The organism is Roseomonas haemaphysalidis, from assembly GCF_017355405.1.
In the GTDB taxonomy this organism is placed as follows: domain Bacteria; phylum Pseudomonadota; class Alphaproteobacteria; order Acetobacterales; family Acetobacteraceae; genus Pseudoroseomonas; species Pseudoroseomonas haemaphysalidis.
The window spans coordinates 295,961-318,604 of the sequence record NZ_CP061178.1; the positions used below are offsets into that span (position 1 = coordinate 295,961).

20 protein-coding genes are annotated in these 22,644 nt (G+C 71.5%); 11 read left to right on the forward strand and 9 right to left on the reverse strand.

Annotation, left to right across the window (positions count from 1 at the left end):
* Window positions 1–2 precede the first annotated feature (2 nt).
* Genes IAI59_RS18945 through IAI59_RS18955 form a run of 3 tightly spaced genes read left to right on the forward strand, consistent with a single transcriptional unit; the run spans window position 3 to window position 3,979 of the window.
* The gene (locus IAI59_RS18945) at window positions 3–2,108 is read left to right on the forward strand and encodes an FUSC family protein (RefSeq protein ID WP_207415939.1); all 2,106 of its coding nucleotides are present in this window, start codon (window positions 3–5) and stop codon (window positions 2,106–2,108) included.
* A 51-nt stretch (window positions 2,109–2,159) separates the two neighbouring features.
* Complete coding sequence (locus IAI59_RS18950) at window positions 2,160–2,648, forward strand: hypothetical protein (protein WP_207415940.1); 489 nt, start codon at window positions 2,160–2,162, stop codon at window positions 2,646–2,648.
* A gap of 14 nt (window positions 2,649–2,662) precedes the next feature.
* Complete coding sequence (locus tag IAI59_RS18955; RefSeq protein WP_207415941.1) at window positions 2,663–3,979, forward strand: MFS transporter; 1,317 nt, start codon at window positions 2,663–2,665, stop codon at window positions 3,977–3,979.
* On the opposite strand, the gene IAI59_RS18960 is transcribed toward IAI59_RS18955, so the two are convergent.
* Window positions 3,969–5,192, reverse strand: a complete 1,224-nt coding sequence (locus IAI59_RS18960) for a serine hydrolase domain-containing protein (protein ID WP_207415942.1) — start codon at window positions 5,190–5,192, stop codon at window positions 3,969–3,971. The genes IAI59_RS18955 and IAI59_RS18960 overlap by 11 nt on opposite strands.
* Before the next feature lie 89 nt (window positions 5,193–5,281).
* On the opposite strand from IAI59_RS18960, the gene IAI59_RS18965 reads away from it, so the two are divergent.
* Window positions 5,282–6,028 carry a maleate cis-trans isomerase family protein gene (locus IAI59_RS18965; protein ID WP_207415943.1) on the forward strand — a complete coding sequence of 249 codons (747 nt, stop codon included), beginning with the start codon at window positions 5,282–5,284 and terminating at the stop codon, window positions 6,026–6,028.
* 16 nt (window positions 6,029–6,044) lie between these two features.
* Here the strand turns inward: IAI59_RS18965 and IAI59_RS18970 are convergent, their stop codons facing one another.
* The 5 genes from IAI59_RS18970 to IAI59_RS18990 form a co-directional block, all read right to left on the reverse strand.
* Window positions 6,045–6,941, reverse strand: coding sequence for a DMT family transporter (locus IAI59_RS18970; RefSeq protein WP_207415944.1), 897 nt, complete (start codon window positions 6,939–6,941; stop codon window positions 6,045–6,047).
* Between the two features lie 20 nt (window positions 6,942–6,961).
* Entirely contained in the window at window positions 6,962–8,443 is a 1,482-nt protein-coding gene (locus IAI59_RS18975; RefSeq protein WP_207415945.1) for a phospholipase D-like domain-containing protein, read from the reverse strand.
* A gap of 100 nt (window positions 8,444–8,543) precedes the next feature.
* On the reverse strand, window positions 8,544–9,275 hold the full coding sequence (locus IAI59_RS18980; RefSeq protein WP_207415946.1) for an LrgB family protein: 732 nt from the start codon (window positions 9,273–9,275) through the stop codon (window positions 8,544–8,546).
* A 5-nt stretch (window positions 9,276–9,280) separates the two neighbouring features.
* Complete coding sequence (locus tag IAI59_RS18985; RefSeq protein ID WP_207415947.1) at window positions 9,281–9,643, reverse strand: CidA/LrgA family protein; 363 nt, start codon at window positions 9,641–9,643, stop codon at window positions 9,281–9,283.
* Window positions 9,644–9,727: 84 nt separating this feature from the next.
* Window positions 9,728–10,417 carry a fumarylacetoacetate hydrolase family protein gene (locus IAI59_RS18990; RefSeq protein WP_207415948.1) on the reverse strand — a complete coding sequence of 230 codons (690 nt, stop codon included), beginning with the start codon at window positions 10,415–10,417 and terminating at the stop codon, window positions 9,728–9,730.
* 38 nt (window positions 10,418–10,455) lie between these two features.
* Between IAI59_RS18990 and IAI59_RS18995 the strand changes: the two genes are divergently transcribed.
* From IAI59_RS18995 to IAI59_RS19010, 4 genes are all read left to right on the forward strand, one after another.
* Entirely contained in the window at window positions 10,456–11,172 is a 717-nt protein-coding gene (locus IAI59_RS18995) for a FadR/GntR family transcriptional regulator (protein ID WP_237180495.1), read from the forward strand.
* A 41-nt stretch (window positions 11,173–11,213) separates the two neighbouring features.
* Window positions 11,214–11,957 carry a DUF3750 domain-containing protein gene (locus IAI59_RS19000; protein ID WP_207415949.1) on the forward strand — a complete coding sequence of 248 codons (744 nt, stop codon included), beginning with the start codon at window positions 11,214–11,216 and terminating at the stop codon, window positions 11,955–11,957.
* 45 nt (window positions 11,958–12,002) lie between these two features.
* The gene (locus IAI59_RS19005; RefSeq protein ID WP_207415950.1) at window positions 12,003–12,680 is read left to right on the forward strand and encodes a GntR family transcriptional regulator; all 678 of its coding nucleotides are present in this window, start codon (window positions 12,003–12,005) and stop codon (window positions 12,678–12,680) included.
* A gap of 80 nt (window positions 12,681–12,760) precedes the next feature.
* Complete coding sequence (locus IAI59_RS19010) at window positions 12,761–13,738, forward strand: Bug family tripartite tricarboxylate transporter substrate binding protein (RefSeq protein ID WP_207415951.1); 978 nt, start codon at window positions 12,761–12,763, stop codon at window positions 13,736–13,738.
* Window positions 13,739–13,745: 7 nt separating this feature from the next.
* Here the strand turns inward: IAI59_RS19010 and IAI59_RS19015 are convergent, their stop codons facing one another.
* Window positions 13,746–15,842 (reverse strand): AsmA family protein, encoded by a 2,097-nt coding sequence (locus IAI59_RS19015; protein ID WP_207415952.1) that lies wholly within the window; start codon window positions 15,840–15,842, stop codon window positions 13,746–13,748.
* Between the two features lie 122 nt (window positions 15,843–15,964).
* Here IAI59_RS19015 and IAI59_RS19020 point away from each other — a divergent pair, with 122 nt between their 5' ends.
* From IAI59_RS19020 to IAI59_RS19030, 3 genes are all read left to right on the forward strand, one after another.
* Window positions 15,965–17,821 carry a monovalent cation:proton antiporter-2 (CPA2) family protein gene (locus IAI59_RS19020; RefSeq protein ID WP_207415953.1) on the forward strand — a complete coding sequence of 619 codons (1,857 nt, stop codon included), beginning with the start codon at window positions 15,965–15,967 and terminating at the stop codon, window positions 17,819–17,821.
* Window positions 17,822–17,882: 61 nt separating this feature from the next.
* Window positions 17,883–18,719 (forward strand): DUF2272 domain-containing protein, encoded by an 837-nt coding sequence (locus IAI59_RS23155; protein ID WP_237180496.1) that lies wholly within the window; start codon window positions 17,883–17,885, stop codon window positions 18,717–18,719.
* A gap of 149 nt (window positions 18,720–18,868) precedes the next feature.
* The gene (locus IAI59_RS19030) at window positions 18,869–20,065 is read left to right on the forward strand and encodes a multidrug effflux MFS transporter (protein WP_207416094.1); all 1,197 of its coding nucleotides are present in this window, start codon (window positions 18,869–18,871) and stop codon (window positions 20,063–20,065) included.
* Between the two features lie 21 nt (window positions 20,066–20,086).
* Here IAI59_RS19030 and IAI59_RS19035 read toward each other — a convergent pair whose 3' ends face one another.
* Both IAI59_RS19035 and IAI59_RS19040 read right to left on the reverse strand, forming a co-directional pair.
* Window positions 20,087–21,115 (reverse strand): ABC transporter permease, encoded by a 1,029-nt coding sequence (locus IAI59_RS19035; protein WP_207415954.1) that lies wholly within the window; start codon window positions 21,113–21,115, stop codon window positions 20,087–20,089.
* Window positions 21,116–21,135: 20 nt separating this feature from the next.
* Window positions 21,136–22,641 (reverse strand): sugar ABC transporter ATP-binding protein, encoded by a 1,506-nt coding sequence (locus IAI59_RS19040; protein WP_207415955.1) that lies wholly within the window; start codon window positions 22,639–22,641, stop codon window positions 21,136–21,138.
* Window positions 22,642–22,644 lie beyond the last annotated feature (3 nt).

Sequence of the window (22,644 nt, forward strand, 5' to 3'; positions counted from 1 at the left end):
ACATGGCGCCCACTGACAGCCCCCCGCGGCGCCGCTGGCGGCGCCACGGCACCCCGCGCAACCCTGGCGCCGACCTCGCCCGGCTGCCCCTGGGCCTGGATCTTCGCGCGCTGGAGCTGGCCGAAGGCATCCGCGCCGCGCTGGCCTGCGCGCTGGTCATCCTGCTCAACGAGTTCCTGGCCTGGCCGCCGCTGGTCTACATGGCGCTGGCGGCATTCTTCACCTGCCTGTGCGATGCCGGCGGGCCCATCCGCTTTCGCGTGCCGGCGCTGCTGGCCTTCAGCGGCATCGGTGCCCTGACCTGGATGGGCTTCGGCCTGTTGCGGGCCGAGGGGCTTGCCATCGCCATACCTCTGGCCTGCCTCGGGCTGTTCGGCTTCAGCTTCGCGCGGGTCTGGGGCACGGGCGCCACGGCGGTGGGCAACGTGCTGTCCATCGTCGTGATCCTGTCCCTCACAAAGCCGCTGGATCCCCGGCAGGCGCTGGAGATCGGCACCATGTTCGCCGCCGGCGGGCTGTGGGCGACGCTGCTGACCATGTTGATCTGGCGCGTGCATCCCTACCGCCCGGCGCGGGCCGCCGTGGCGGGGGCGTGGCGCCGCCTGGCCGAGCTGGCCGCCGACCAGCGCACGCTGCTGCTGGCCGGCGAGGCCGGGACAGAGGGATGGGACGCGCATGGCCGCGCCCACCGCCGCGCCGTGCGCGAGGAGATCGAGCACGCGCGGGTGATCGTCATGGACCTGGTGGGCATGCGGGGCCGCCTGTCGCTGCGCGGCGCCCAGGCGCTGCTTCGCCTGGAAGCCTGCGACCAGCTGTTCGGCCACCTGATCGCGCTGTCCGACCAGCTGGAAGTCACCACCGACCCGGCCCGCCTGGGGGCAGCCGAGCCGCTTCTGCGGGTGCTGCGCCCGATGCTGGTGGTGCTGGCCCATGCCATCGAGCATGACACGCCGGTGCGCGCCGCCGTGCTGGAACGCGCCACGGCGCGGCTGCAGGCCGCCGCCGGCGCCGACCCCGTCCTGGCGCCGCTGGCCGACGCGATGGCCGAGCGGCTGCGCATCGCCGCGCGGCTCAGCACGCCCGAAGGCTTTCTGCCCGGCGGCGGCGTCGGTTCCACCCAGGCGGAGCCCTGGGCGGCGCGGGTGCTGGGGCCGGTGCGGGCCAACCTGTCCTGGTCCTCGGCCACGCTGCGGCATGCCCTGCGGGTCGCGGTGATCGGCGCCCCGGCCCTGCTGGCCACCGCGCCGTTCAGCGACGAGTTCGCCCACTGGCTGCCCATCACGGTGGTGGTCACGCTGCAGCCCTTCTATGCCGCCACCTGGCAGCGGGCGCTGGAGCGCATCGGCGGCACCGTGCTGGGCGGCGTGGTCGGCGCAGTACTGGCCTATTTCGCGCAGTCGCCGCTGGTGCTGGCCGCCATGCTGTTTCCGTTGTGCATGATCACCTTCACCGCGCGGCAGGTCAGCTTCGCCTTCTGGATCGCCGGCATCACGCCCATCGTGGTGATCCTGATGGAGCTGGTGCACCCCGGCCACAGCTCCTGGGCCGTGGCGGGGCTGCGCGCGGCCTTCACCACCGCCGGCGGGCTGATCGCCATCCTGGGCTGGCTGCTGCTGTGGCCGAGCTGGGAACCGCGCCGGCTGGGCGGCGAGCAGCGCGCCGCCATTGCCGCCCATGCCGCCTATGCCCGCGCCGTGCTGTCAGAGCTGGTGGGCGAGCGCGGGGCGGATACGGCCGAGGCCGCCCGTCGTGCCGCCGGCATGGCCACCAACAACCTGGAGGCCTCTATCTCCCGCGCCTTGCAGGAGCCGCGCGGCCGGCGCCGGGCCGAGCTTGGCACCGCCACGCTGGTGGATGCCACGCTGCGCCGCATCGCGGGCCGGCTGTCCGCCCTGCGGCATGACCCGGCCCGCGCCGGGCTGGACGCCACAGAAGGGCTGGCATGGCGCGACTGGATTGCCACCTCCCTGGCGCGGCTGGCCAGCGGCGGCGGCGCGCTGGACCCGCGCCCGGCGCCCCCCGCGGCAGCCGGGATGGTCGATCCGCTGTCGCGCATCGCCCGGCAGCTGGAGCTGCTGGAAGGGGCCCTGCGCCGCCCGGCGGCCTGAGCATGCGACGCGGGGCTTGCAGGGGCCGGCGCATGAGCGCAGGTATCGGCCATGCCCCGTCCGATCCCGACCCCGACGCTTTCCCACATAGCGATGGCGCTGCTGCTGCTGCCGTCGCTGGCCTGGGCGCAGGCGCCCCCGCCAGCCGCCGCGCCGGCCAATGCCCCGGCCGAGGCGAAGCCCACCCTGCCCCTGGCCGGGCGGGAGCCACTGGCGGCGGACGCGGCCTTCGCCGTGCTGGGCCGCGACATCAAGGAGCCTTCCGGCACGGTGGTCGGGCAGCTGGTCAACATCCTGATGGATGCCCATGGCACGCCCCGCGCCGGGGTGGTGGACTACGGCGGGTTTCTGGGCGTCGGCAAGCAACGCATCGCGGTTGCATGGCGGACGCTGAGCTTCAACGCGGATGGTATCCGGCTGAGCCTCAGCCATGAGCAACTTCGTGACCTTCCGGACTTTAAGGACGGCGAGGCGGCGACCCTGGCTGTTCCACCGGCCCTGGACGCGGCGGCGGCGGAGGGTCAGAAGCCCGTCCAGTAACCAGAGGCGGCAGCATGGCGACCAAACGCAGCGAAAGCGCGCTGGATTGGCTGAACTTCTTCACAGCCAACGTACAAACCGGCTTCGGCGCCTTCGTCGTCGTGTTTCTGACCACCCAGGCATGGACCGAGGTGCAGATCGGCCTGGTTCTCAGCATCGGCACCGCCACCATGATGCTGAGCCAGGTGCCCGCCGGCATGCTCGTGGACGCGACGCCCCGTAAAAAGCTGGCGGCGCTGGTGGCGCTGGCCGCCATCGCCGGCAGTGCCCTGCTGATGGTCGTCACGCCCACCCTGGTGCCCGTGGTCGGCTCGCAGGTGCTGCATGGCATCGCGTCCTGCGTGCTGACGCCGGCCATCGCCGCCATCAGCCTGGCGCTGGTCGGCCGGTCCGGCCTGGGCGAGCGGCTGGGGCGCAACGCGCGCTATGCCTCGCTGGGCAGCGGCATCGCGGCGGCACTGATGGGCGCGGTGGGCAGCTACTTCTACGCAGGCGCGGTGTTCTGGCTGACCGCCATCCTGGTGATCCCGAGCTTGGTGGCACTCGCCGCCATCCGCGGCGCGACCATGAAGCCGGAACGCATGCGCGAACGCAAGCCGCGTACCCCGGCAAGCGAATTCAAGGCTTTGCTCACCAACAAGGGTGTCCTGATCTTCGGCGCCTGCTGCCTGCTGTTCACGCTGGGCAATGCCGCCATGCTGCCGCTGGCCGGCACGGGTCTGACCCGTTCCACCGGCGCCGGCGCCAACCTGATCATTGCTGCCTGCATCGTGGTGCCTCAGCTGGTGATGGCCGCCATCTCGCCCTGGGTCGGGCGGCTGGCGCAAAGCCGCGGGCGGCGCGTCGTGCTGATGATGGGCCTTGGCGCCCTGCCGGTGCGCGGGTTGCTGCTCATGGTGGTGGAGCATCCGGCCGGGTTGATCGCGGTGCAGGCGCTGGATGGCGTCAGCGCCGCCGCGCTCGGCATCATGGTGCCGCTGCTGGCGGCGGACCTGACGCGCGGCAGCAACCGTTTCAACCTGTGCATGGCGCTGTTCGGCCTGTCCATGGGCATAGGTGGCACGATCAGCACCACCCTGGCCGGCGCGCTGGCCTCCTGGATCAGCCCGGGCTTCGCTTTCGCCGCTCTGGCGGTGGCCGGCATGCTGGCCTTCGTGCTGGCGACCTTCGTGATGCCGGAAACCCGCCGCACCGACGAGGACCCGAACGCCCCCAAGCGCCGCCGTGGCCTGCGCCGGTTCTGGCCCCTGCCGCGCCGCCGCCGCCTGGCCCAGGCGGCGTCCAGCGCCCAGCCCGTGCCGGCCGCGACCACGCCGCCACTCAGTCGATGATGGCCTGGTAGCACAGCACTCGCAGCTCCCGGCGCAGCGGATAGGTGGACGAGGGCATGAGCTGCGTCAGCAGGATCACCGCCAGCTCCTCCACCGGGTCCACCCAGAAGGCGGTGGAGGCTGCGCCGCCCCAGGCGCATTCCCCCGGCGTGCCGATGATCTGCGCCCGCGCCGGGTCCAGCATGACCGAGAAGCCCAGCCCGAAGCCGATGCCCTCAAAGGTGCTTTCGGAGAACCGCGGCTGCCCCATCGCCGCCATGTCGCCCCGCAGGTGGTTGCTCATCATCAGCTCCACCGTCTTGCGGCCCAGCAGGCGGGTGCCTTCCAGCTCGCCACGGTTCAGCAGGAAACGGCAGAAGCGGACGTAGTCCCCCACGGTCGACAGCAGCCCGCCGCCGCCCGAGGCGATGCGGCGGGGCCGGGCGAAGCTGCTGTCCTGCGGGTCGTCGATCAGCGCCGGCCGGCCATCGCCGCCGCGGCGGTAGTTGGCGGCCAGCCGCGACAGGCGTTCGGGCGGCACGTGAAAGCCGGTATCCGCCATGCCCAGCGGGGCCAGGATGCGTTCCGCCATGAAGGCGCCGAAGTCCTGGCCGGACAGCACGGCGACCAGATGGCCCAGCACGTCGGTCGCGATGGAATAGTTCCATTCCGCCCCGGGCTGCGCCAGCAGCGGCAGGGTGGCGGCGGTGGCCACCACCTCGGCCAGCGTGCGGTCCGATGTCTGGAAGTCGACATCCTGGTCGCGGTACATGGCATCCACCATGTTGGCGTGCATCATGCCGTAGGTCAGGCCGGCGGTATGGGTCAGCAGGTCGCGCACCGTGATGTTGCGCACCGCCGGCACCGTTTCGAAGCTCCCGCGGCTGCCGCCGGCGAAGACCCGCATGCCGGAGAATTCGGGCAGAAAGCGCGTGACGGGATCGTCCAGCTGGAAGCGGCCTTCCTCGTACAGCATCATGGCGGCGACGCTGGTGAGCGGCTTGGTCATGGAATAGATGCGGTGGATGGTGTCCGCGCGCATCGGCACGCCGCGCGCCATGTCCGCCATGCCCGAACAACCGAGATGCGCCACCCTGCCCCGGCGCATGACCAGCGTGGTCGCCCCGGCCAGGCGGCCGCTGTCCACCAGCGCGTCGCGCCAGGAATCCACCCGCGCCAGTCGCGCGGCGCTGAGGCCAACTTCCGCTGGCGCGGCTTCGGTTTCGATGCTCATGGCCCTGCTTCCCACCGGCGACGTGATGCGCCACCATGCCGTGCACTCGTTGGCATGGCCAGCGGCACCGCAAGCAAAGGAACCCGATCATGCCCGACGTTCAGGGGTGGCGCGCGAAGTTCGGCGTGCTCGGCCCGTCGACCAATACCATCGTCCAGCCGGATTTCGACCTGATGCGGCCGGTGGGCGTGACCAACCACTATTCGCGCATCTTCACGCCCAACGCCAACGCGGTGAGCGACGAAAGCTCCCGCGCCGGCACGGAGGTGATCGCCTCCAACGTGCTGGACGCGGTGCGCAGCGTGATGACCAGCAAGCCGGACTACCTGGTCATGGGCATGTCCGCCGTCACCTTCTTCGACGGCGCCAAGGGCGCGGACGCCTTTGTGAGCAAGGTGGAAAGCGAGGCGGGCATCAAGATCAGCGTCGGCAGCCATGCCTGCGCGGCGGCCCTGCGCGCCTATGGCGGCGTCAGGCGGATCGCCTTCTTTTCCCCCTACTGGCCGACCATCAACACCGAGGTGAAGCGCTACTTCGGCGACATGGGCTTCGAAACGGTGCGCGAAACCTGCCTGCGCTGCACCTCTTGGACCGCCATCGCGGAAGTCACCCCGCAGCAGGTGCGCGACACCCTGCGTGAGCTGGATGGCGACGACGTGGACGCCATCGTGCAGGTGGGCACCAACCTGTCGGCGGTGCGGGAAGCGGCGGCGGCGGAATGGTGGCTGGGCAAGCCGGTGGTGGCGATCAACACCGCCACCTACTGGCACGCGCTGCGGGCCAACGGCATCCAGGACAAGGTGCAGAACCTCGGCCGGCTACTGTCGGAGTTCTGAGGCGGCGGGGGGGCGCCTATTGCGGGTGGATCGCGGGCGCCGCCGCGGCCACCGGCACGCGCTTCTTTTCGCGTAGCAGCGTCAGCAGGCCGGACGCGACGATCAGCGCCGTGCCCACCGCCATCGGCCAATCCAGCCGGTCATGGAACACCAGGTAGCCCAGGATGATCGCCCAGATCATCTGACTGTATTGCGGCGGCGCCACCAGGCTGGCCGGTGCCTTGGCGGAGGCCGCGATGATCAACACATTGGCCACCGCCGCCAGCAGCCCGTAGCCCGCCAGCCAAAGCCATTGCACGGCATTCGGCCAGCGGAACTCCGGCAGCATCAGCACCCCGGCGACGACGATCAGCCCCGCCAGCCCGGCACCGTAAAGCGAGATGCGCCGCTCCCGCCCCCCCAGCGCGCGCATCAGCACGATGGTGACGGCGCCCGAGAAACCGCCGACCACCGCGCCGAGATGCCCGATGTTGAGTTCCCGGAAGCCCGGCCGCAGCACGACCAGCACACCGGCGAAGCCCACCACCACGGCGGCCCAGCGCCGCCAGCCGATGCTTTCCTTGAGGAACACGAGCGACAGCAGCGTGACAAAGGCGGGCAGCAGGAACAGCAGGCAGAAGGCCTCGGCCATGGACAGGTGCGTGAAGGCGGTGATGCTGCCCAGTGCTCCCGTCACCGCCATCAGCGCGCGCAGCAGCCACAGCTTCCGGTTGGTGGTGGCGAAGGCGTGGAACAGACGCTCGCCCGGCCGCAGCACGAAGGGAATGGCCGCCAGCCCGAAGACGCCGCCGAAGAACGCAGACTGAAAGGGATGGATGCCGCCTTCCAGCAGCTTCACGGCCGCGTCGCTGAGCGCGTAGGCGAAATATGCGAGAAAGGAAAGCAGGACGCCCTGCGCCACGCTGCGGTCCATGGTGGGGGGTCCGATCAGTCTCAGAAAGGCTTGCGGCGAAACAGGTTCCGCAGCCGGCCACCGCGGAACAGTCCGCGCCTGGCCATTGTCTCGAACATCTCGTCCGGCCCTTCCGGGTCCAGCACCTCGTTGTCGGCCAGCCATTCCTCTACCGCGTTGAGGTCCGGCTCCTCGTAGGGGCGCAGCGACCGCCCGTCGCCCCGCAGCGCTTCCACCGTCGCGACCAGCGAGCCGGTTCGCCGCTGCGCTTCCGCGACCGCCTCGGGCGTGCTGCCCAGGTGCTCGGCCAGCAGGCCAAGCCGGATGGCGCGGATCTCGTCGCCCGTGCCGGGGTTCCGGGTGGCGTCCAGCGCCACGTCGCATTCCGTGTCCAGCCGCAGCGAGCGGTTGTTCATGTTGGAGGAACCGACGCGAAGCACCTCGTCATCGACGATCATGATCTTGGCATGCACGTAGATCGCGGCGCCGCCGGCGGTGTAGGGGTGGTAGAGGCGGAAGCGGCCATGCTTGTCGGCCCGCCGCAACGCGCCGTGCAGCCGGGCGCGGGCGGTGTCCATCGCCGCCACCTCCAGCCAGCCCTGGGCGGTGATGGGGTTGACCAGAACGATCTCCGGCCCGTCCGGCTCTGCCAGCCGCCGCGCCATGGCTTCCGCGATGCGGCGCGACGCGAAGTACTGGCTTTCGGCGTAGATGAAGCGCTTTGCCCGGGCGATCAGCTCCAGGTACAGCGCTTCCACCTCCAGCGCCGCGGGAATGCCCGGCATGTCGGGACGCGAGCGCGCGATGCCGATCTCGATGTCGTGGAACTGCGGCTCCAACGGCTCTGGCCAGCAGGTGGTCGCGCTCCGCACCGGCTCCAGCACGCCGCCGCCGGCGGCCTGCCAGCGCTCCCGCGCCAGGTCGCCCAGCGCCGTCGCGGCCTCGCCCTGCAATGCCGTGGTGGCGTCGTGCCAGGGCGGGTGCGGCTTGCCGTTGGGGCGGATGCGGTCCGGCTCCTCGTCACGGTGCTGGCGGGTGTCCCAGCGGTCGGTCGTCATGTCGATGCCGCCGCAAAAGGCCAGGCAATCGTCCAGCACCACGATCTTCTGGTGGTGCGAGGCCGCGGTGGGGTGGGCGCTGTCCAGCTTGGTGTGGATGCGCGGGTGCTTCATCCAGCGCAGCAGTGTGAACACGGTGGTGCCGCGGAACAGCGTGCTGAAGGCGCCCAGGTCCCAGCGCAGCAAGTAGACCTCCAGCGATGGCCGGCGCTTGACGAGATGCAGGATAAAGGCGCCGAGCTCGGCCGGTGCGTCGTCCGCCGGCGTGCCACGGCTCAGGCGGATGCGCGCGTCGAAGTCCCAGCCGATCAGCATGATGCGGTGCTCGGCCGCCAGCATGGCGGCACGGGCGGCGCGGAAATAGTCGTCGGCGTCGATGATCACGGCGGCGCGGTCGGCCCTGGCCAGGCGCCAGCAGGTTTCGCCGGGCCGCAGCAGCGGCAGTGTCGTCGGAAGATGGTCCATGGCTGCTTTCGTCGCTCCTAGCAGGTCGGCGGCCCGGCGCCTGGGGCACGCACGACGCACCCGGTTCGGGGGGGGCAACGCGGCAGCGGCGGCGCGGTTGTCACCCGCCGCCCCGCAGCAGCCGCCACAGCAGCGGCAGCCACAAGGAAGTGGCGATGGCATTCAGGCCCATCGCCAGCCCGCTGAACACCCCGGCCACGGGATGCACCGCGATGGCGCGCGCCGTGCCGATGCCGTGCGCGGTGGTGCCGATGGCCAGCCCCCGCGCGCGCCAGTCCCGCACGCCGGCCCAGGTCATGGCCAGCGGCCCCAGCACGGCGCCCGCGATGCCCGAGCACAGCACCACCACGGCGGCCAGCGCCGGCACCCCTCCCAGCCGCTCCGCGATGCCCATGGCGACCGGCGTGGTGACGGAGCGCGGCGCCAGCGAGGCCACCACGTCCGGCGGTGCGCCCAGCGCCAGGGCCACCACGACGCCGAACACCGATGCCAGCAGGCCGCCGGCGAGGATGCACAGCGCCGCCGGCAGCAGCACGCTGCGCAGGCTGCGCCATTGGCGGTACAAAGGCACCGCCAGCGCCACGGTGGCCGGGCCGAGCAGGAAGTGCACGAACTGCGCGCCCTGGAAGTAGGTGCGGTAGTCCACCCCCGCGAGCAGCAGCCCGGCGGCGACGATGGCCACCGCGAGCGGGATGGGGTTGGCCAGCGGATGGAAGCGGCACAGCTTCTGCACCCGCAACGCCACCAGCCACGCCAGCAGCGTCACGGTCAGCGCCGCCAGCGGCTCCCGCGCCAGGTAGACCCAGATGGCGGCGATGTCTGGCGGCGCCATGGCGTTCATCCCCAGCGCCGCAGCACGGCCTGCGCCAGCCGGCCGGTCAGCGCCATGGTCAGCGGCGTGCCCAGGCCGGCGGCCAGCAGCAGCGCCCAGCCATTGTCCGCCATGGTGTGCAGCAGCGCGATGACGCCGACGCCGGCCGGTACGAACAGCAGGCCGAGATGCGACAACAGGGCATCGGTCACGCGGCCCAGGGCCTCGGGCGGCTGATCGCCGCCGGCCGCCAGCCGCCCGCGTGCCAACAGGATCAGGAACAGCAGCAGCATGCCCAGCACCGGGCCGGGCACCGGCAGGTGCAGCAGGCGCGCCAGCACCTCGCCGGTGAGCTGGCAGAGCAGGAGTGCGGTGATGGCGCCGGTCATGGGGGTCCCTGGGCTGAAGGCTGGCCCGTTTCCCCGAATGCTTTGCTGGGGCGCGGTATAGGCCCGCCGCGCCCCCGTGGCGAATCAGCCGGCGTAGGTGACGGTGATCTCGCCCACGCCCTCGCAGGTGCCGTGCAGCACGTCGCCAGGCTTCACAGCGCTGACGCCGGCGGGCGTGCCGGTCATGATCAGGTCGCCCGGCAGCAGTTCCACGTAGCGTGACAGATAGGCGATGGCCTCGGGCAACGACCAGATCATCTGGTTCATGTCGCCGGTCTGCTGCACGCGGCCGTTCACCGTGACCTCGATCTTGCCCTGCGTCGGGTGGCCGATGACGCTGGCGGGCACGATCTCGCTGATCGGGCAGGACTGGTCGAAGCCCTTCGATAGCTCCCACGGCCGGCCCATCTTCTTGGCCTCGGCCTGGATGTCGCGCCGCGTCATGTCGAGGCCGATGGCATAGCCGTAGACGCAGTCCAGCGCCTGGTCCTGCGGGATGTCCTTGCCGCCCTTGGCCAGCGCCGCCACCAGCTCCACCTCATGGTGGAAGTCCTTGGTCTCGCCGGGGAAGGGCAGCGTGCCGCCGGGCACGGCGGCATTGGCCGGCTTGGAAAAAAAGAAAGGTGGCTCGCGGTCCGGGTCATGGCCCATCTCGCGGGCATGGTCCGCGTAGTTGCGGCCGACGCACCAGATGCGGCGGACGGGAAACACCCCGGCCTCGCCCCGCACGGGGATGGTGGTTTCGGGCGCGGGCTGGATCACATAGTCGGCCATGGCGGAACCTTTCCCTGGAACTTGACCAATTCGCCAGATTGGTTACGCCTGCCCCCACGCAGCGTCAAGCCACCCCGGAGCCGCCCCTGTCCGACGACGTCCCCGTTCCCGCCCTGCTGCAGGCCTACCTCGCCGGCCTGTCCCTGCCCGCCTCTGGCCGCCTGCCGCCGGAACGCGAGATGGCCGCCGCGCTGGGCACCTCCCGCCCCGCGCTGCGCAAGGCGCTGGCGGTGCTGGAAGCGGAAGGCCAGCTGTGGCGGCACGTCGGCAAGGGCACCTTTCTGGGCCCGCGCCCGCTGGCGGCGATCGGCGACATCGCGGAGCTCGCGCGGCGGGCCGGGCCGGCGGACGTGGTGGCGGCGCGGCTGGCAGTGGAGCCGGAGCTGGCCGCCCTGGCCGCGCGCCACGCCACGCCCGCCGGGCTGCAGGCGATGCGCGCGGCCATGGCGGCCTCGCGTCGTCCCGGCCTGTCCTGGCGCGGATACGAGGGCCAGGACGCCCGGCTGCACCGCGAGGTGGCACTGGCCGCCGGCAACCCCCTGCTGCTGCACCTGTTCGACCAGCTCGCCGCCATCCGCCGCGTGCTGACCTGGGACCGCCCGCGCGAACGCCCGGACGGCCCGCCCCCCGGGCATCCCTCCTTCGACGAGCACGAGGGCATCGTCGCCGCCATCGCGGCGGGCGATGCCGTGGCCGCCGCGGCCCGCATGCGCGCGCATGTCGCCGCCGTGCACCGGCTGATCGCGTCCGGCTGAGGCCGGTTGCCGTTTCGCGGCAGCGGCGCCATCTGGGGTGCATGCTTGCTGTCCTGAAGATTGCCCTGTGGGGCTTCCTGCTGCTGTTCCTCCTCCCCCTCGGCATCTCGGCTGCGCTGTACTGGAACAGCGGCCAGGGCGCCGGCTGGCAGACCGCCGACCGGTCCAGCGCCGGCCTGCTGCCCGCGCCCGCCGCGCACAGGCCGGCGGTGCTGCGCGTGTTCGCGGCGCAGACGGTGCGATGGCGCGGCATCTTCGCCGTCCACTGCTGGATCGTCTTCAAGGAGGAAGGCGCCGCCACCTATACGCGATACGACTACACCGCCTGGGGCGCGCCGATCCGCATGAACGGCTTCGAGCCGGACGGGCGCTGGTTCGGCAAGGTGCCGGAGACGGTGTTCTCGGCGGATGGCGAGGCCGCCGGCGCGCTGATCCCGCGCGTGCGGCAGGCGATCCAGGGCTATGCCTTCCGCAACCAGGGCGACTACCGCGCCTGGCCGGGCCCCAACTCCAACACGTTCGTGGCCGCGGTGCTGGACGGGCTGCCGGAGGTATCGCTGGCGCTGCCGCCCACCGCCATCGGCAAGGATTATCCCTATGACGGGCGCTGGCTGCGCGAAACCCCGTCCGGCACCGGCTTCCGCCTCAGCCTCGGCGGCTATGGCGGCCTGACCGTGGCCTGGGTGGAGGGGATCGAGCTGAACATCCTAGGCGGCGTCGCGGGGCTGGACCTGCGGCGGCCGGCGCTGAAGCTGCCGGGGCTGGGGCGGCTCGGCTTCGGCTGACAGCAAGGTTGCGGCGCTGTCATCCCATCTGCTATTGCAGAAGCGATGGACCTGACGCTGGACACCTTGTCGACCGAGGATCTCCGCCCCCTGGCCGAACGCGCCTATGAGCGGTTGCGGGAAGCCTTGATCGAGGGTGTGCTGGCGCCAGGCAGCAAGTTGTCGGAGCGCGGCCTGGCGCAGGCGCTCGGCGTATCCGCCCAGCCGGTCCGCGAGGCGCTGCGGCGCCTGGAAGCCGAGGGTATGGTGGAAACCCGCCCCCGCAGCGGCTCCTTTGTCGCCAGCCTGGAAACGGCGCGGCTGGTGGACATGGGGCGCATCCGCGCCGCGCTGGAAGGCGCCGCCGCCGGCCTCGCCGCGCGCCGCGCCACGCCCGCCGACCTCGCCGCGCTGCAAACCCGCCTCGCCGCCATTCGCGCTGCCACCGCGCTGGGTGACCCGGTGGTGCTGCGGCGGGAAAACGAGGCCTTCCACACCGCGCTGCTGGCCATCACCGGCAACGGCTTTCTGGACCGCAGCCTGCATGCGCTGAAGGTCTATGACCACATCGGCCGCGCCCGCGTGCTGTCGGCCGACGACCAATGGCCGCAGGCCCTGGCCGAGCACACCGCGATCCTGGCCGCCATCGCCGACCGCGATGCCGAGCGGGCCGAGGCGCTGATGCGCGCGCACACGCTGCGCTCGCTGTCCGTGGCCTTTCCGGAGGAAACGCGCGACCGCTGACGCCCGCCGGCAGCGCTGCTGCCGGGCCAAGAAAGCCATCAATCCGGCGGGCGGCCAACGCCCCGTCACCAGGAGGAACCATGACCAAGATGCTGTCCCGCGCCACCATCGCGGCCGCCGCGCTGCTGTCACTGTGCGCGCTGCCGGCCGCCGCCCAGCCCCGGCCCTATCCCACCCAGCCGATCCGCGTGATCGTGCCGTTCTCCGCCGGCACGTCCGACACCGTGGCCCGGTTGGTCGGCCAGACCATGAGCCAGGCCATGGGCCAGCCGCTGGTGATCGAGAGCCGCCCTGGCGCCGGCGGCAACATCGGTTCGGAAGCCTGCGCCCGCGCCACGCCGGATGGCTACACCATCTGCCTCGGCACCATCAGCTCCCACGCCATCAACCCGGCCATCTTCACCAAGATGCCGTATGACAACATCCGCGACTTCGCGCCGATCACCCAGCTCGCGTCGCAGCCCAACGCCCTGGCGGTGGGCATGGAAGTGCCGGCCAGGAACGTCCAGGAACTGATCGCGCTGCTGAAGGCGAGCCCTGGCCGCTACAACTACGGTTCCTCCGGCGTCGGCACCTCCATCCACCTCGCCGGCGCGCTGTTCTCACAGCTGACAGGCGTGACCATGGAGCACGTGCCTTACCGCGGCAGCGGCCAGATCATGACCGCGCTGCTGACGGGCGAGCTGCCGCTGGCCTTCGACAACTTCTCCTCCGCCTGGCCTTTCGCGCGGGAAAACAAGATCCGCATCCTGGGCGTCGGCTCGCTTTCGCGCAGCCCGACGGCGCCGGACGTGCCCACGGTGGCCGAAACGGTTCCCGGCTTCGAAAGCCTGTCCTGGCACGGCTTCTTCGCGCCCGCCGGCACCCCGCCGGCCATTGTGGAGCGGCTGAACAAGGAGGCGGTCGCCGCGCTGCGCTCCGACACGGTGCGTGCGCGCTTCGCCGAGCTGGGCATCACCCCGGTGGGCAACACCGCCGCCGAGTTCTCCGCCTTTGTGGCCAGCGAAACGGCCCGCTGGGGCGAGGTGGCGCGCAAGGCCGACATCCGGGTCGAATAGCCCCGGGCTACCGGGCGCGCTGGCCGGCGCGCCCGGCCAGCACGTTGCAGCCGCTGTCCTCGCTGGTGCCGAACTGGATGGTCGGCAGGATCGCCAGCAGCGGGTTGATCAGCGCCAGCCCCACCGCCGCGCCGCCCCGTGCGCCCAGTTCCATCACCTCCGGCAGCACCCCCGGGTCCCGCAGCGTGCCGCTGATGCGGATGTCCGTGGACAATGCGCCGATGGTGAAGTCGCGCGAGCGGGTGCGCAGCCGGTAGGCCAGCGTTTCACGGGCCAGGTTGACGCTGCCATCGCCGATGATGATGGCGTCGTCGGTATCGATGATCAGGGCGTTGGTGTTCAGCGTGCCATCGCGCAGCGCCAGGTCGGCCACGAAGCAGCGCAGGTCGGTGCGCGCCGGGATGCCCAGCGCCGACAGCACCGCGTTGGCCAGCCGCAGCCCCGACAGGTCCACCAGCAGGGCCGACAGGTTGCCGCCGGCGGTGGACAGCACCACCCGCCCGTCGCCATTGCCCAGCAGCTGCGCGACCGAGGCGCCGGTGGACCGCAGTTCCGCCCGCCCGTTCAGCGCGCCGCCGCCTTCGGAGCCGGCGGCGGCCATCAGCTTGGAAATGTCCAGCCGCTGGAACTCGGCCTTCACATCCGCCCTGAGCCCGTTGCCGGCGGGGGACAGGCGGCCGGTGAACAGCATCTGCCCCCGCCCGATACCGAAGCCGATCGGGTGCAGGTTGATGGCCCCGTCCACGATGTCGAAATCGGCACGCAGGTTGTCCAGCGGCTGCCGCCGACCGCCGCGGATGCTGCCGGCACGGTAGCGCACGTGCAGGTCGGCGGCCGTCAGCTTGGGCAGGCTCACCGGCGTGTCCGGCAGCACCTTGGCACTGGCTGGCGCGGGGGCCGTCTGGCCCGGTTCCTCGCCGATAAAGCCGGCGAGGTCGTCCAGGTCCACCCGGCGGGACGACAGGTCGACGGTCACGTCCGGCCGCGGCTGGCGCGGCAGCACCGCGACGCTGCCTGACAGGTCGGTGCTGCCGACGGTGCCCTGGATCCGCTCCATGCGGATGCGATCGGCGGTGTAGTCCAGCGCGCCCGCCACGCGATAGGGCGGGGTCTTGGGGATGGGCACGCCGGTCAGCGGCGTCAGCAGGCTCATGTCCGGCCCGGCCAGCACCAGCCGCAACGCGGCGCCCTGGAAGTGCAGGGGGTCGCTGACCGTCCCTTCCAGCGCAACATTGGTGGGGCCGTTGTCCACCCGCAGCTGCACCGGCCAGGGCTTCTCGGTATCGCGCAGCGACAGCAGGGCGCCGCCGACCAGCCGGGCCCGGATCGGCTGGCCGGCGTAGGTGCCCTCGGCGCTGGCGACGATGCGCGCCGGCTCGTCGTCCAGCGCGGGCGGCGGCGGCAGGTCGTTGGCGGCCGCCGGTGGCTCGGGCGCGGGGGGCGCGGGCAGCGGCAGGCCGTTCTCGGCGATCACCATGGTGGACTGCGGCTCCGGCTCCGGGGCCGCGGCGGGGGCAGGCGCGGCTGCTGCGGCACGCGACACGGCTGCGGCGGTCGCCTCGGGCGAGCCTTCCTCCGTCGCCACGCGAATGGCGAAGTCGGCGCGGAACTGCGGGATCACCACCTTGCCTTCGCCATCGCGGATGCGCACCACGCCGATCTGCGGCGCGGCGGCCGGTTCGGCCGGGGGCGCGTCCGCGGCAGGCGGGGTGGTGTTGAACAGGTAGTTGGCGCGCCCGTCCGGCATGGCACGCACGTTGACCACCGGGTGATCCAGCTCGATCCACGGCAGCGTCAGGCCGCGGCCCCGCCACCAGTCCCAGGCGTTGACGGCGGCGCTCAGCCGGCCGACGCGGGCGAGCGGCACCGGGTCCTCGAACCCTTCCGGGTTGCCCACGGTCACGCCGTTGGCAGTGACCACGACGGTGCGGCCCAGCTTCACATGCAGGTGTTCCAGCGTAACCGGGCGGCCCAGCGCGGCAGAGGCGCGGGGCTCGATCAGCGGAATCAGCCAGTCCCAGCGGAACAGCAACACCGCCAGGGCAATGACGGCAACAGGAATCGCAAGCCCGATCAGCCACTTGCGCCCGCGCTTCATCGCCATGCCAGCCTCCGCGTTTGTTTCGCCACCTTTCTCAACGTAGGCGCGAGCCCGGGGTTCCCGATTGTCGCGCTCAAGCCCGCTTGGGATTATCCTGCGCCCCGACCTCGAATGGAGAATGCCCGATGGCGGCCGAACAGGGCGGCGACCTGGTCAATGTTGTGGTGGTGCTGGCGGCGGGCGTGGTGGCGGTGCCGCTGTTCCGGCGGCTCGGCCTCGGCTCCGTGCTGGGCTACCTGGCGGCGGGGCTGGCCGTGGGTCCTTTCGGCCTGCGCTTCTTCGACGACCCCCAGGCGGTGCTGCACGTGGCCGAGCTGGGCGTGGTGATGTTCCTGTTCGTGATCGGGCTGGAAATGCAGCCGTCGCGCCTGTGGGGCATGCGGGGCGACATCTTCGGCTCAGGCCTGACGCAGGTGGTGGTGTGCGGCGGGCTGCTCACCGGCCTCGGCTGGCTGTGCGGCTTTCCCCTGCCCATGAGCTTCGTGGCCGCCATGGGCTTCGTGCTGTCCTCCACCGCCATTGTGATGCAGATCATGGAGGAGCGCGGCGAGGCCGGCACCCTGGCCGGGCAGCGCATCGTGTCCATCCTGCTGCTGGAGGACCTGGCGATCGTGCCGCTGTTGGCCGTGGTGGCGCTGCTGGCGCCGGTGCCATCGGGCGGCAGCGACGCCTCGCAATGGGTCACGGTGGCCATCGCGCTGGCCGCCATCGCCGGGCTGGTGGCGATCAGCCGCTGGCTGCTGACGCCGGTCTTCGCGATGCTCGCCAATGCCCATGCGCGGGAGGTGATGACGGCGGCGGCCCTGCTGGTGGTGCTGGGCGCCGCGCTGGCCATGCAGGCGGCGGGGCTTTCCATGGCCATGGGCGCCTTCGCCGCCGGCGTGATGCTGTCCGAAAGCCCGTTCCGGCGCCAGCTTGAGGCGGATATCGAGCCGTTCCGCGGCATCCTGCTGGGCTTGTTCTTCATGGGTGTCGGCATGTCGCTGGACATCGCGCTGGTGGGCCGGGACTGGCCGGTGATCGTTGCCGGCGTGCTGGTGATGATGGCGGTCAAGGCATCCGGTATCTTCGTGGTCGCCCGGCTGACCTGCGCCGGCACGCGGGAAGCGCTGCACCGCGCGGCGCTGATGGGCCAGGGCGGCGAGTTCGCCTTCGTGCTTTACGCCGCCGCGGCGGCGGCCGGGCTGTTCGAACCGCGCATCAACGCCGTGCTGACCGCCATCGTGGTGCTGTCCATGGCGTTGACGCCGCTGGCCGCCCTGGCGCTGCAGCTCCTGCCCCCGCCGCCCGCCAACATGGACGGGGTGGAAGGCACGGACGGCATCCGCGAGGTGCGCGACCACCTGCTGATGGTCGGCTTCGGCCGCTTCGGGCAGGTGGCGGCGCAGGCGCTGCTGGCGCGCGGCATCGACATCACCATCATCGACAGCGACCCGGAAATGATCCAGGCCGCCGCCGGCTTCGGCTTCAAGGTCTATTACGGTGACGGCCGGCGGCTGGACGTCCTGCACGCCTCGGGCGCCGAGCGGGCGCGCGCCGTTCTGGTGTGCACCGACCGGCCGGAGGTGACCACGGCGGTGGTGACCATGCTGAAGGCCGAGTTCCCGCTGGTGCCGGTGATGGCGCGTGCCTTTGACCGCCCGCACGCCGTGGCGCTGATCAAGGCGGAAGTGGACTTCCAGATCCGCGAAACGCTGGAATCCGCGCTGCTCTTCAGCATGGCCACCCTGCGCCACCTCGGCGTGGAGGAGGAGGCCGTGGCCGAGCTGGAAGACGACGTGCGCCGCCGCGACCGCGCCCGGCTGGAGCTGGAGGGCCTGGGCGAGCGGGCCGCCGCCATGGCGCTGATCCATGGCAACCGCATGGTGCCGACGCCGCTGACCAAGCCGCGCCAGCCCGGCCGGGCGCTGAGCCCCGAAACCGTGGCGGTGATCGCGGCCGCGGCGCGCAGCGACGGACGGAAGGAAGGCCATCCGGTGTAAAGCGGCGTGACGATTTGCCCGCTGCCGCGTTGACGCTTGCGCACGGGTGTGGAGCGGTTGGATGCGGGGATGGGTTCGGGCTGGCGTGGCAGTGGCGGCGGCCGGCCTGCTGTCGCTCACGGGGTGCACGCTGTCGCCGCCCCCGCCTCCGCCGCCGGTCACGGCCTCGGCGCGCCTGCCGCCGCAGCGCGCGGCGGTGGTCCAGGCGGCGCTGACCGAATGGCAGCGCTGGGGCAAGCTGACGGTGGACGGCTGGCCGGAATTCCTCGACCCCCCGGCGGCACCGGAGAACTTCCCCAGCATCCTGGCCTATTGGGAAACGGTGCCCGAGGGGCCGGCCGTGATCCGCCGCCATGAGGGCACCCGCGACGCCATGATGGTGGCCATGGCCGAATTCCAGGCGGAAGGCGCCCCGCCCCCGCCGCTGCCCGCCATCTCCCTGTTCGCCAGCCCGGCCTGGTCGGCGGCCTTCGTCAGCTACGTGATGCAGCGCGCGGGGGTGCCGGGCTTCGTGTTCCCCCCCGCCGCCGCGCATTCCACCTACATCGACGCACTGCTGTTTTCCTGGTCCGGCAACCCGGAGGGGGCGGCCTTCGTGCCGCACGAACCGGTGGACTACAGCCCCCGCCCCGGCGACCTGATCTGCGCCGACCGTTCCCGCTCGCCGCTCTACCACTGGCAGGAACGGTTGTCCGAGGCCGGATCGTTCCGGCCCATGCATTGCGACGTCGTGGTGGCCAGCGGCGGCGGACTGGTTCAGGCCATCGGGGGCAACGTGCTGGACGCCGTGGTGCTGCGCCGCTTTCCGGCCGATGCCGCCGGCCGCGCCCTGCCGCCGCCCTGGGACAAGGCGCCCTTCTTTGTGGTGTTCGAGAACCGGCTGGACCTGACGCGGTGAGAGGGCGGGGCAGCCTTGCCTTGCCGCGGGTTCAAGCCCGGCGCGGCACGGGCTAGACAGCAGGCGACAACGACAGGACGGCAGGCATGGACACCGCAGCGGGGGCGACCGTGCCCCCCGTGGCGCGCAGCGGCGCGCCTCACCCCGGCATGGGCTTCAAGCAGTTCGTCGCCATCATCGCCGCCATGATGGCGGCCAACGCGCTGGCCATCGATTCCATGTTGCCGGCATTGCCCGAGATCGCCCACGCCCTGGGCATCAGCAGCGCCAACCAGCAGCAATGGATCATCACGGCCTACCTGCTGGGCTTCGGCTCGGCGCAGATCGTCTACGGGCCGCTGGCCGACCGCTTCGGCCGCAAACCCCTGCTGATGACCGGCCTTGGCATCTACACCGTGGCCAGCATCGTCGCGATGTTCAGCAGCAGCTTCGAGATGCTGATGGCGGCGCGCGTGGCGCAAGGCATCGGCGCCGCCAGCACCCGGGTGCTGGCCGTGTCCATCGTGCGCGACTGCTACGCGGGGCGGAAGATGGCGCAGGTGATGTCGCTGGCCTTTATCGTCTTCCTGGCCGTGCCGGTGATCGCGCCGACGCTCGGTCAGGTGATCATGCTGGTCGCGCCCTGGCCCTGGATCTTCGCGGCGCTGGCGGTGTTCGGCGCAGGCGTCGCGCTGTGGATGACGGTGAAGCTGCCCGAGACCCTGCACCCGGAGGACCGCCGCGCCATCGCGCCCGGGCGCATCCTCGCCGCGTTCCAGTACACGCTCACCCAGCGCGTGGCGGTGGGCTACATGCTGGCCATGACCCTGATCATGGGCAGCCTGTTCGGCTTCATCAACTCGGCGCAGCAGGTCTTCGCGGACACCTTCGGCGCGGCGCAGTGGTTCACCAGCATCTTCGCGGGCATCGCGGTCGCCATGGCGGTGGCTTCCATGGTCAACGCCAAGCTGGTCGGGCGCTTCGGCACGCGGCGCATCTCGCACGCCATGCTGCTGGGCTACATTGGCTTCGCGGTGGTGCATGCCGGCGTGGCGCTGTCCGGGCATGAGAACCTGTGGACCTTCGCGGTGCTGCAGGCCGGCATGATGTTCTGCTTCGGCCTGACGGCGCCGAACTTCGGCTCCATGGCCATGGAGCCGCTGGGGCACATCGCGGGCACCGCCTCCTCGGCGCAGGGCTTCGTCACCACGGTGGGCGGCGCGCTGATCGGCTTCTTCATCGGCCAGCAGTTCGACGGCACCACGGCGCCGCTGATGGTGGGCTTCGCCGCCTGCGGCATCCTGGCGCTGGGCATGGTGCTGTTCGCCGAGGGCGGCCGCCTGTTCCGCCCGCACCACGGGCGGTAGCCAGCCGCCGGGCGGGGCGCCTCAGCTGGCGACCCGCCCGCGCGCGCGCAGCCGCTGCGCGTAGACGTTCACCACCAGCGCCAGCAGCAGCACCATCCCGCGGATCAGGATCTTCAGGAAGCTGTCCATGCGGACGTGGTCCAGCCCGTTGTTCAGCACACCCAGCACCAAGACGCCGACGATGGTGTTGCCGATGCCCCCCTGCCCGCCGAACAGGCTGGTGCCGCCCACCACCACGGCCGAGATGGCATCCAGCAGGTAGTTGTCGAACTGGTTCTGCTGCGCGCTGCCGAAATAGGCGACGCCGAGCATGCCCGCGATGCCGGAGCACAGGGCGGAGATCATCATCACCCCCGCCACCACTGCCTTCACCGCCACGCCGGAATGCTCGGCCGCCTCGCGGTTGCCGCCCACCATGTAGACGTAGCGGCCGAAGCGCGTGTAGGCGAGCACCAGGTGCCCCACCAGCAGCACCAGCGCCGCGATCAGCACGATCCACGGCACCGGCCCGATGGAGCCGCTGCCCAGCGCCACGACCAGGTCGGGCACGTTGTAGGCGATCTGCCCGCGCACCAGCAGCGCGCCGATGCCGTTGCCGATCTGCAGCATGGCCAGCGTCATGATAAAGGACGGGATGCCGATCCAGGTGACGCCGAAAGCGGTGATGGCCCCCAGCGCCAATGCCCCCGCCAGCGTCAGCGCGATCGCCAGCAGTCCCGGCAGCGGCAGGTTGGCGATGTTCACGCTGCTGTCCTGCAGCGTGAAGAAAGCCAGCAGGATGCCGGCGGCGTTGGCGACGGAGGCGACGCTGAGGTCGATCTCCGCGCAAAGGATCACGTAGGTCAGCCCCACCGCGATGATGGCGGTGATGGACACCTGCTGCAGCACGTTGCCGAGGTTGCCCAGCGTGGCGAAGGACGGGCTCAGCAGGCTGAACAGCACGACCAGCGCGATCAGCGTCGCGAAGGGCGCGAGGTTGCGCAGCTGCCCGCCGAGGCGCTGCCAGAGCGGCGCCGGCGGCGCGGCATGGTCGGTCAGGGGTGCGGACATCCGGGTTCCTCGGGGGTTTCTCAGGCCGCTTCCAGCAGGTGGTCCTTGCCCACCGCCTCGCCGGCGAATTCGCGCGCCAGCGTGCCACGCCGCATCACCAGGATCCGGTCCGCCAGCGACAGCACCGTTTCCGGCTCCGACGACACGACCACGATGCCGATGCCCTCCGCCCGCAGCGCGCGCACGATGCGCACCACGTCGTCCTTGGCGCCCACGTCCATGCCACGGGTCGGCTCGCTCAGCAGCAGCACGCGCGGCAGGTGGGTCAGCCAGCGGGCCAGCGCCACCTTCTGCTGGTTGCCGCCGGACAGCTGCCCCACCGGCAGGTCCACCTGCGCCGGGCGCACGCCGAGCCGGCGCACATGGCCCTCCGCGATGTCGCGCTCCCGGCGCGGGTGCACCAGCAGGCGCCCGATGCGTTCCAGGATGGAGATACTGATGTTGCGGTACACCGGCTCGGGCGCGAACAGCATGGCGCGGCGGCTTTCCGGCACGAAGGCGATGCCGGCGCGCTTTGCCGCCGGCGTGCCGCCGCGCAGTCGTGCCGCCTTTCCGTCCACCCGCACCGTGCCGTGGTCCAGCGGCAGCTTGCCGGACAGCGCGCGCGCCAATTCCAGCTGCCCCGATCCCATGAAGCCGTAGATGCCCAGCACCTCGCCGGCATGCACGCGCAGCGTGGCGTCGTCGAACAGCCCGGCGACGCCGAGGCCGGCGGCATCCAGCACCACCGGCGTGTTTGACCGCGGCGGCAGCAGGCGCGTGCCGGCCAGGCTTTCCTCCAGCCGCTCGTGCCCACGGCCGATCATGCGCTCGATCAGCCAGGTCTTGTCGATGTCGCGCGCCGCCGCGCCGTCGACGCGACGGCCGTTGCGGAACACGGTGACGGCGTCGGAGATCCGCAGGACGTCGTCCAGGAAGTGCGAGATGAACACCACGCTGCGGCCGGATGCCCGCAGCCGCTCCAGCAGCGAGAACAGCCGCTCCACTTCCGGCGGGGACAGCGCGGAGGTCGGCTCGTCCAGGATCAGGATGCGCGCGCCGGACAGCAGCACGCGCGCCAGCTCGATCATCTGCTGCAGGCCGAGCGGCAGGTCGCCGGCCGCCGCCGCAGGGTCGACCTCGATGCCCAGTTCCCGGAGCTGCGCCTGCGCCATGTCGCGCATGCGCCGCCAGGACACCAGCCCAAGCCCGTTCAGCGGCTGCCGGCCGAGCAGCACATTTTCCGCCACGGACAGCGCGGGCACGATGGACAGTTCCTGATGCACCATGCCGATGCCGGCATCCCGCGCGTCGCGCGGGGAGCGCAGGCGGATGGGCTGGCCATCCAGCCGCATCTCCCCCTCGAACTGCCCGTGCACGCCGGCGATGATCTTCATCAGCGTACTTTTGCCGGCGCCGTTCTCGCCGACCAGGCCGTGGATCTCGCCACGGCCCAGGGTGAAGTCCACGCCGTCCAGCGCCAACACGCCGGCGAAGCGCTTGGACACGCCGTGCAGTTCCAGCAGCGCTCCCTGTTCCGTCACCATGCG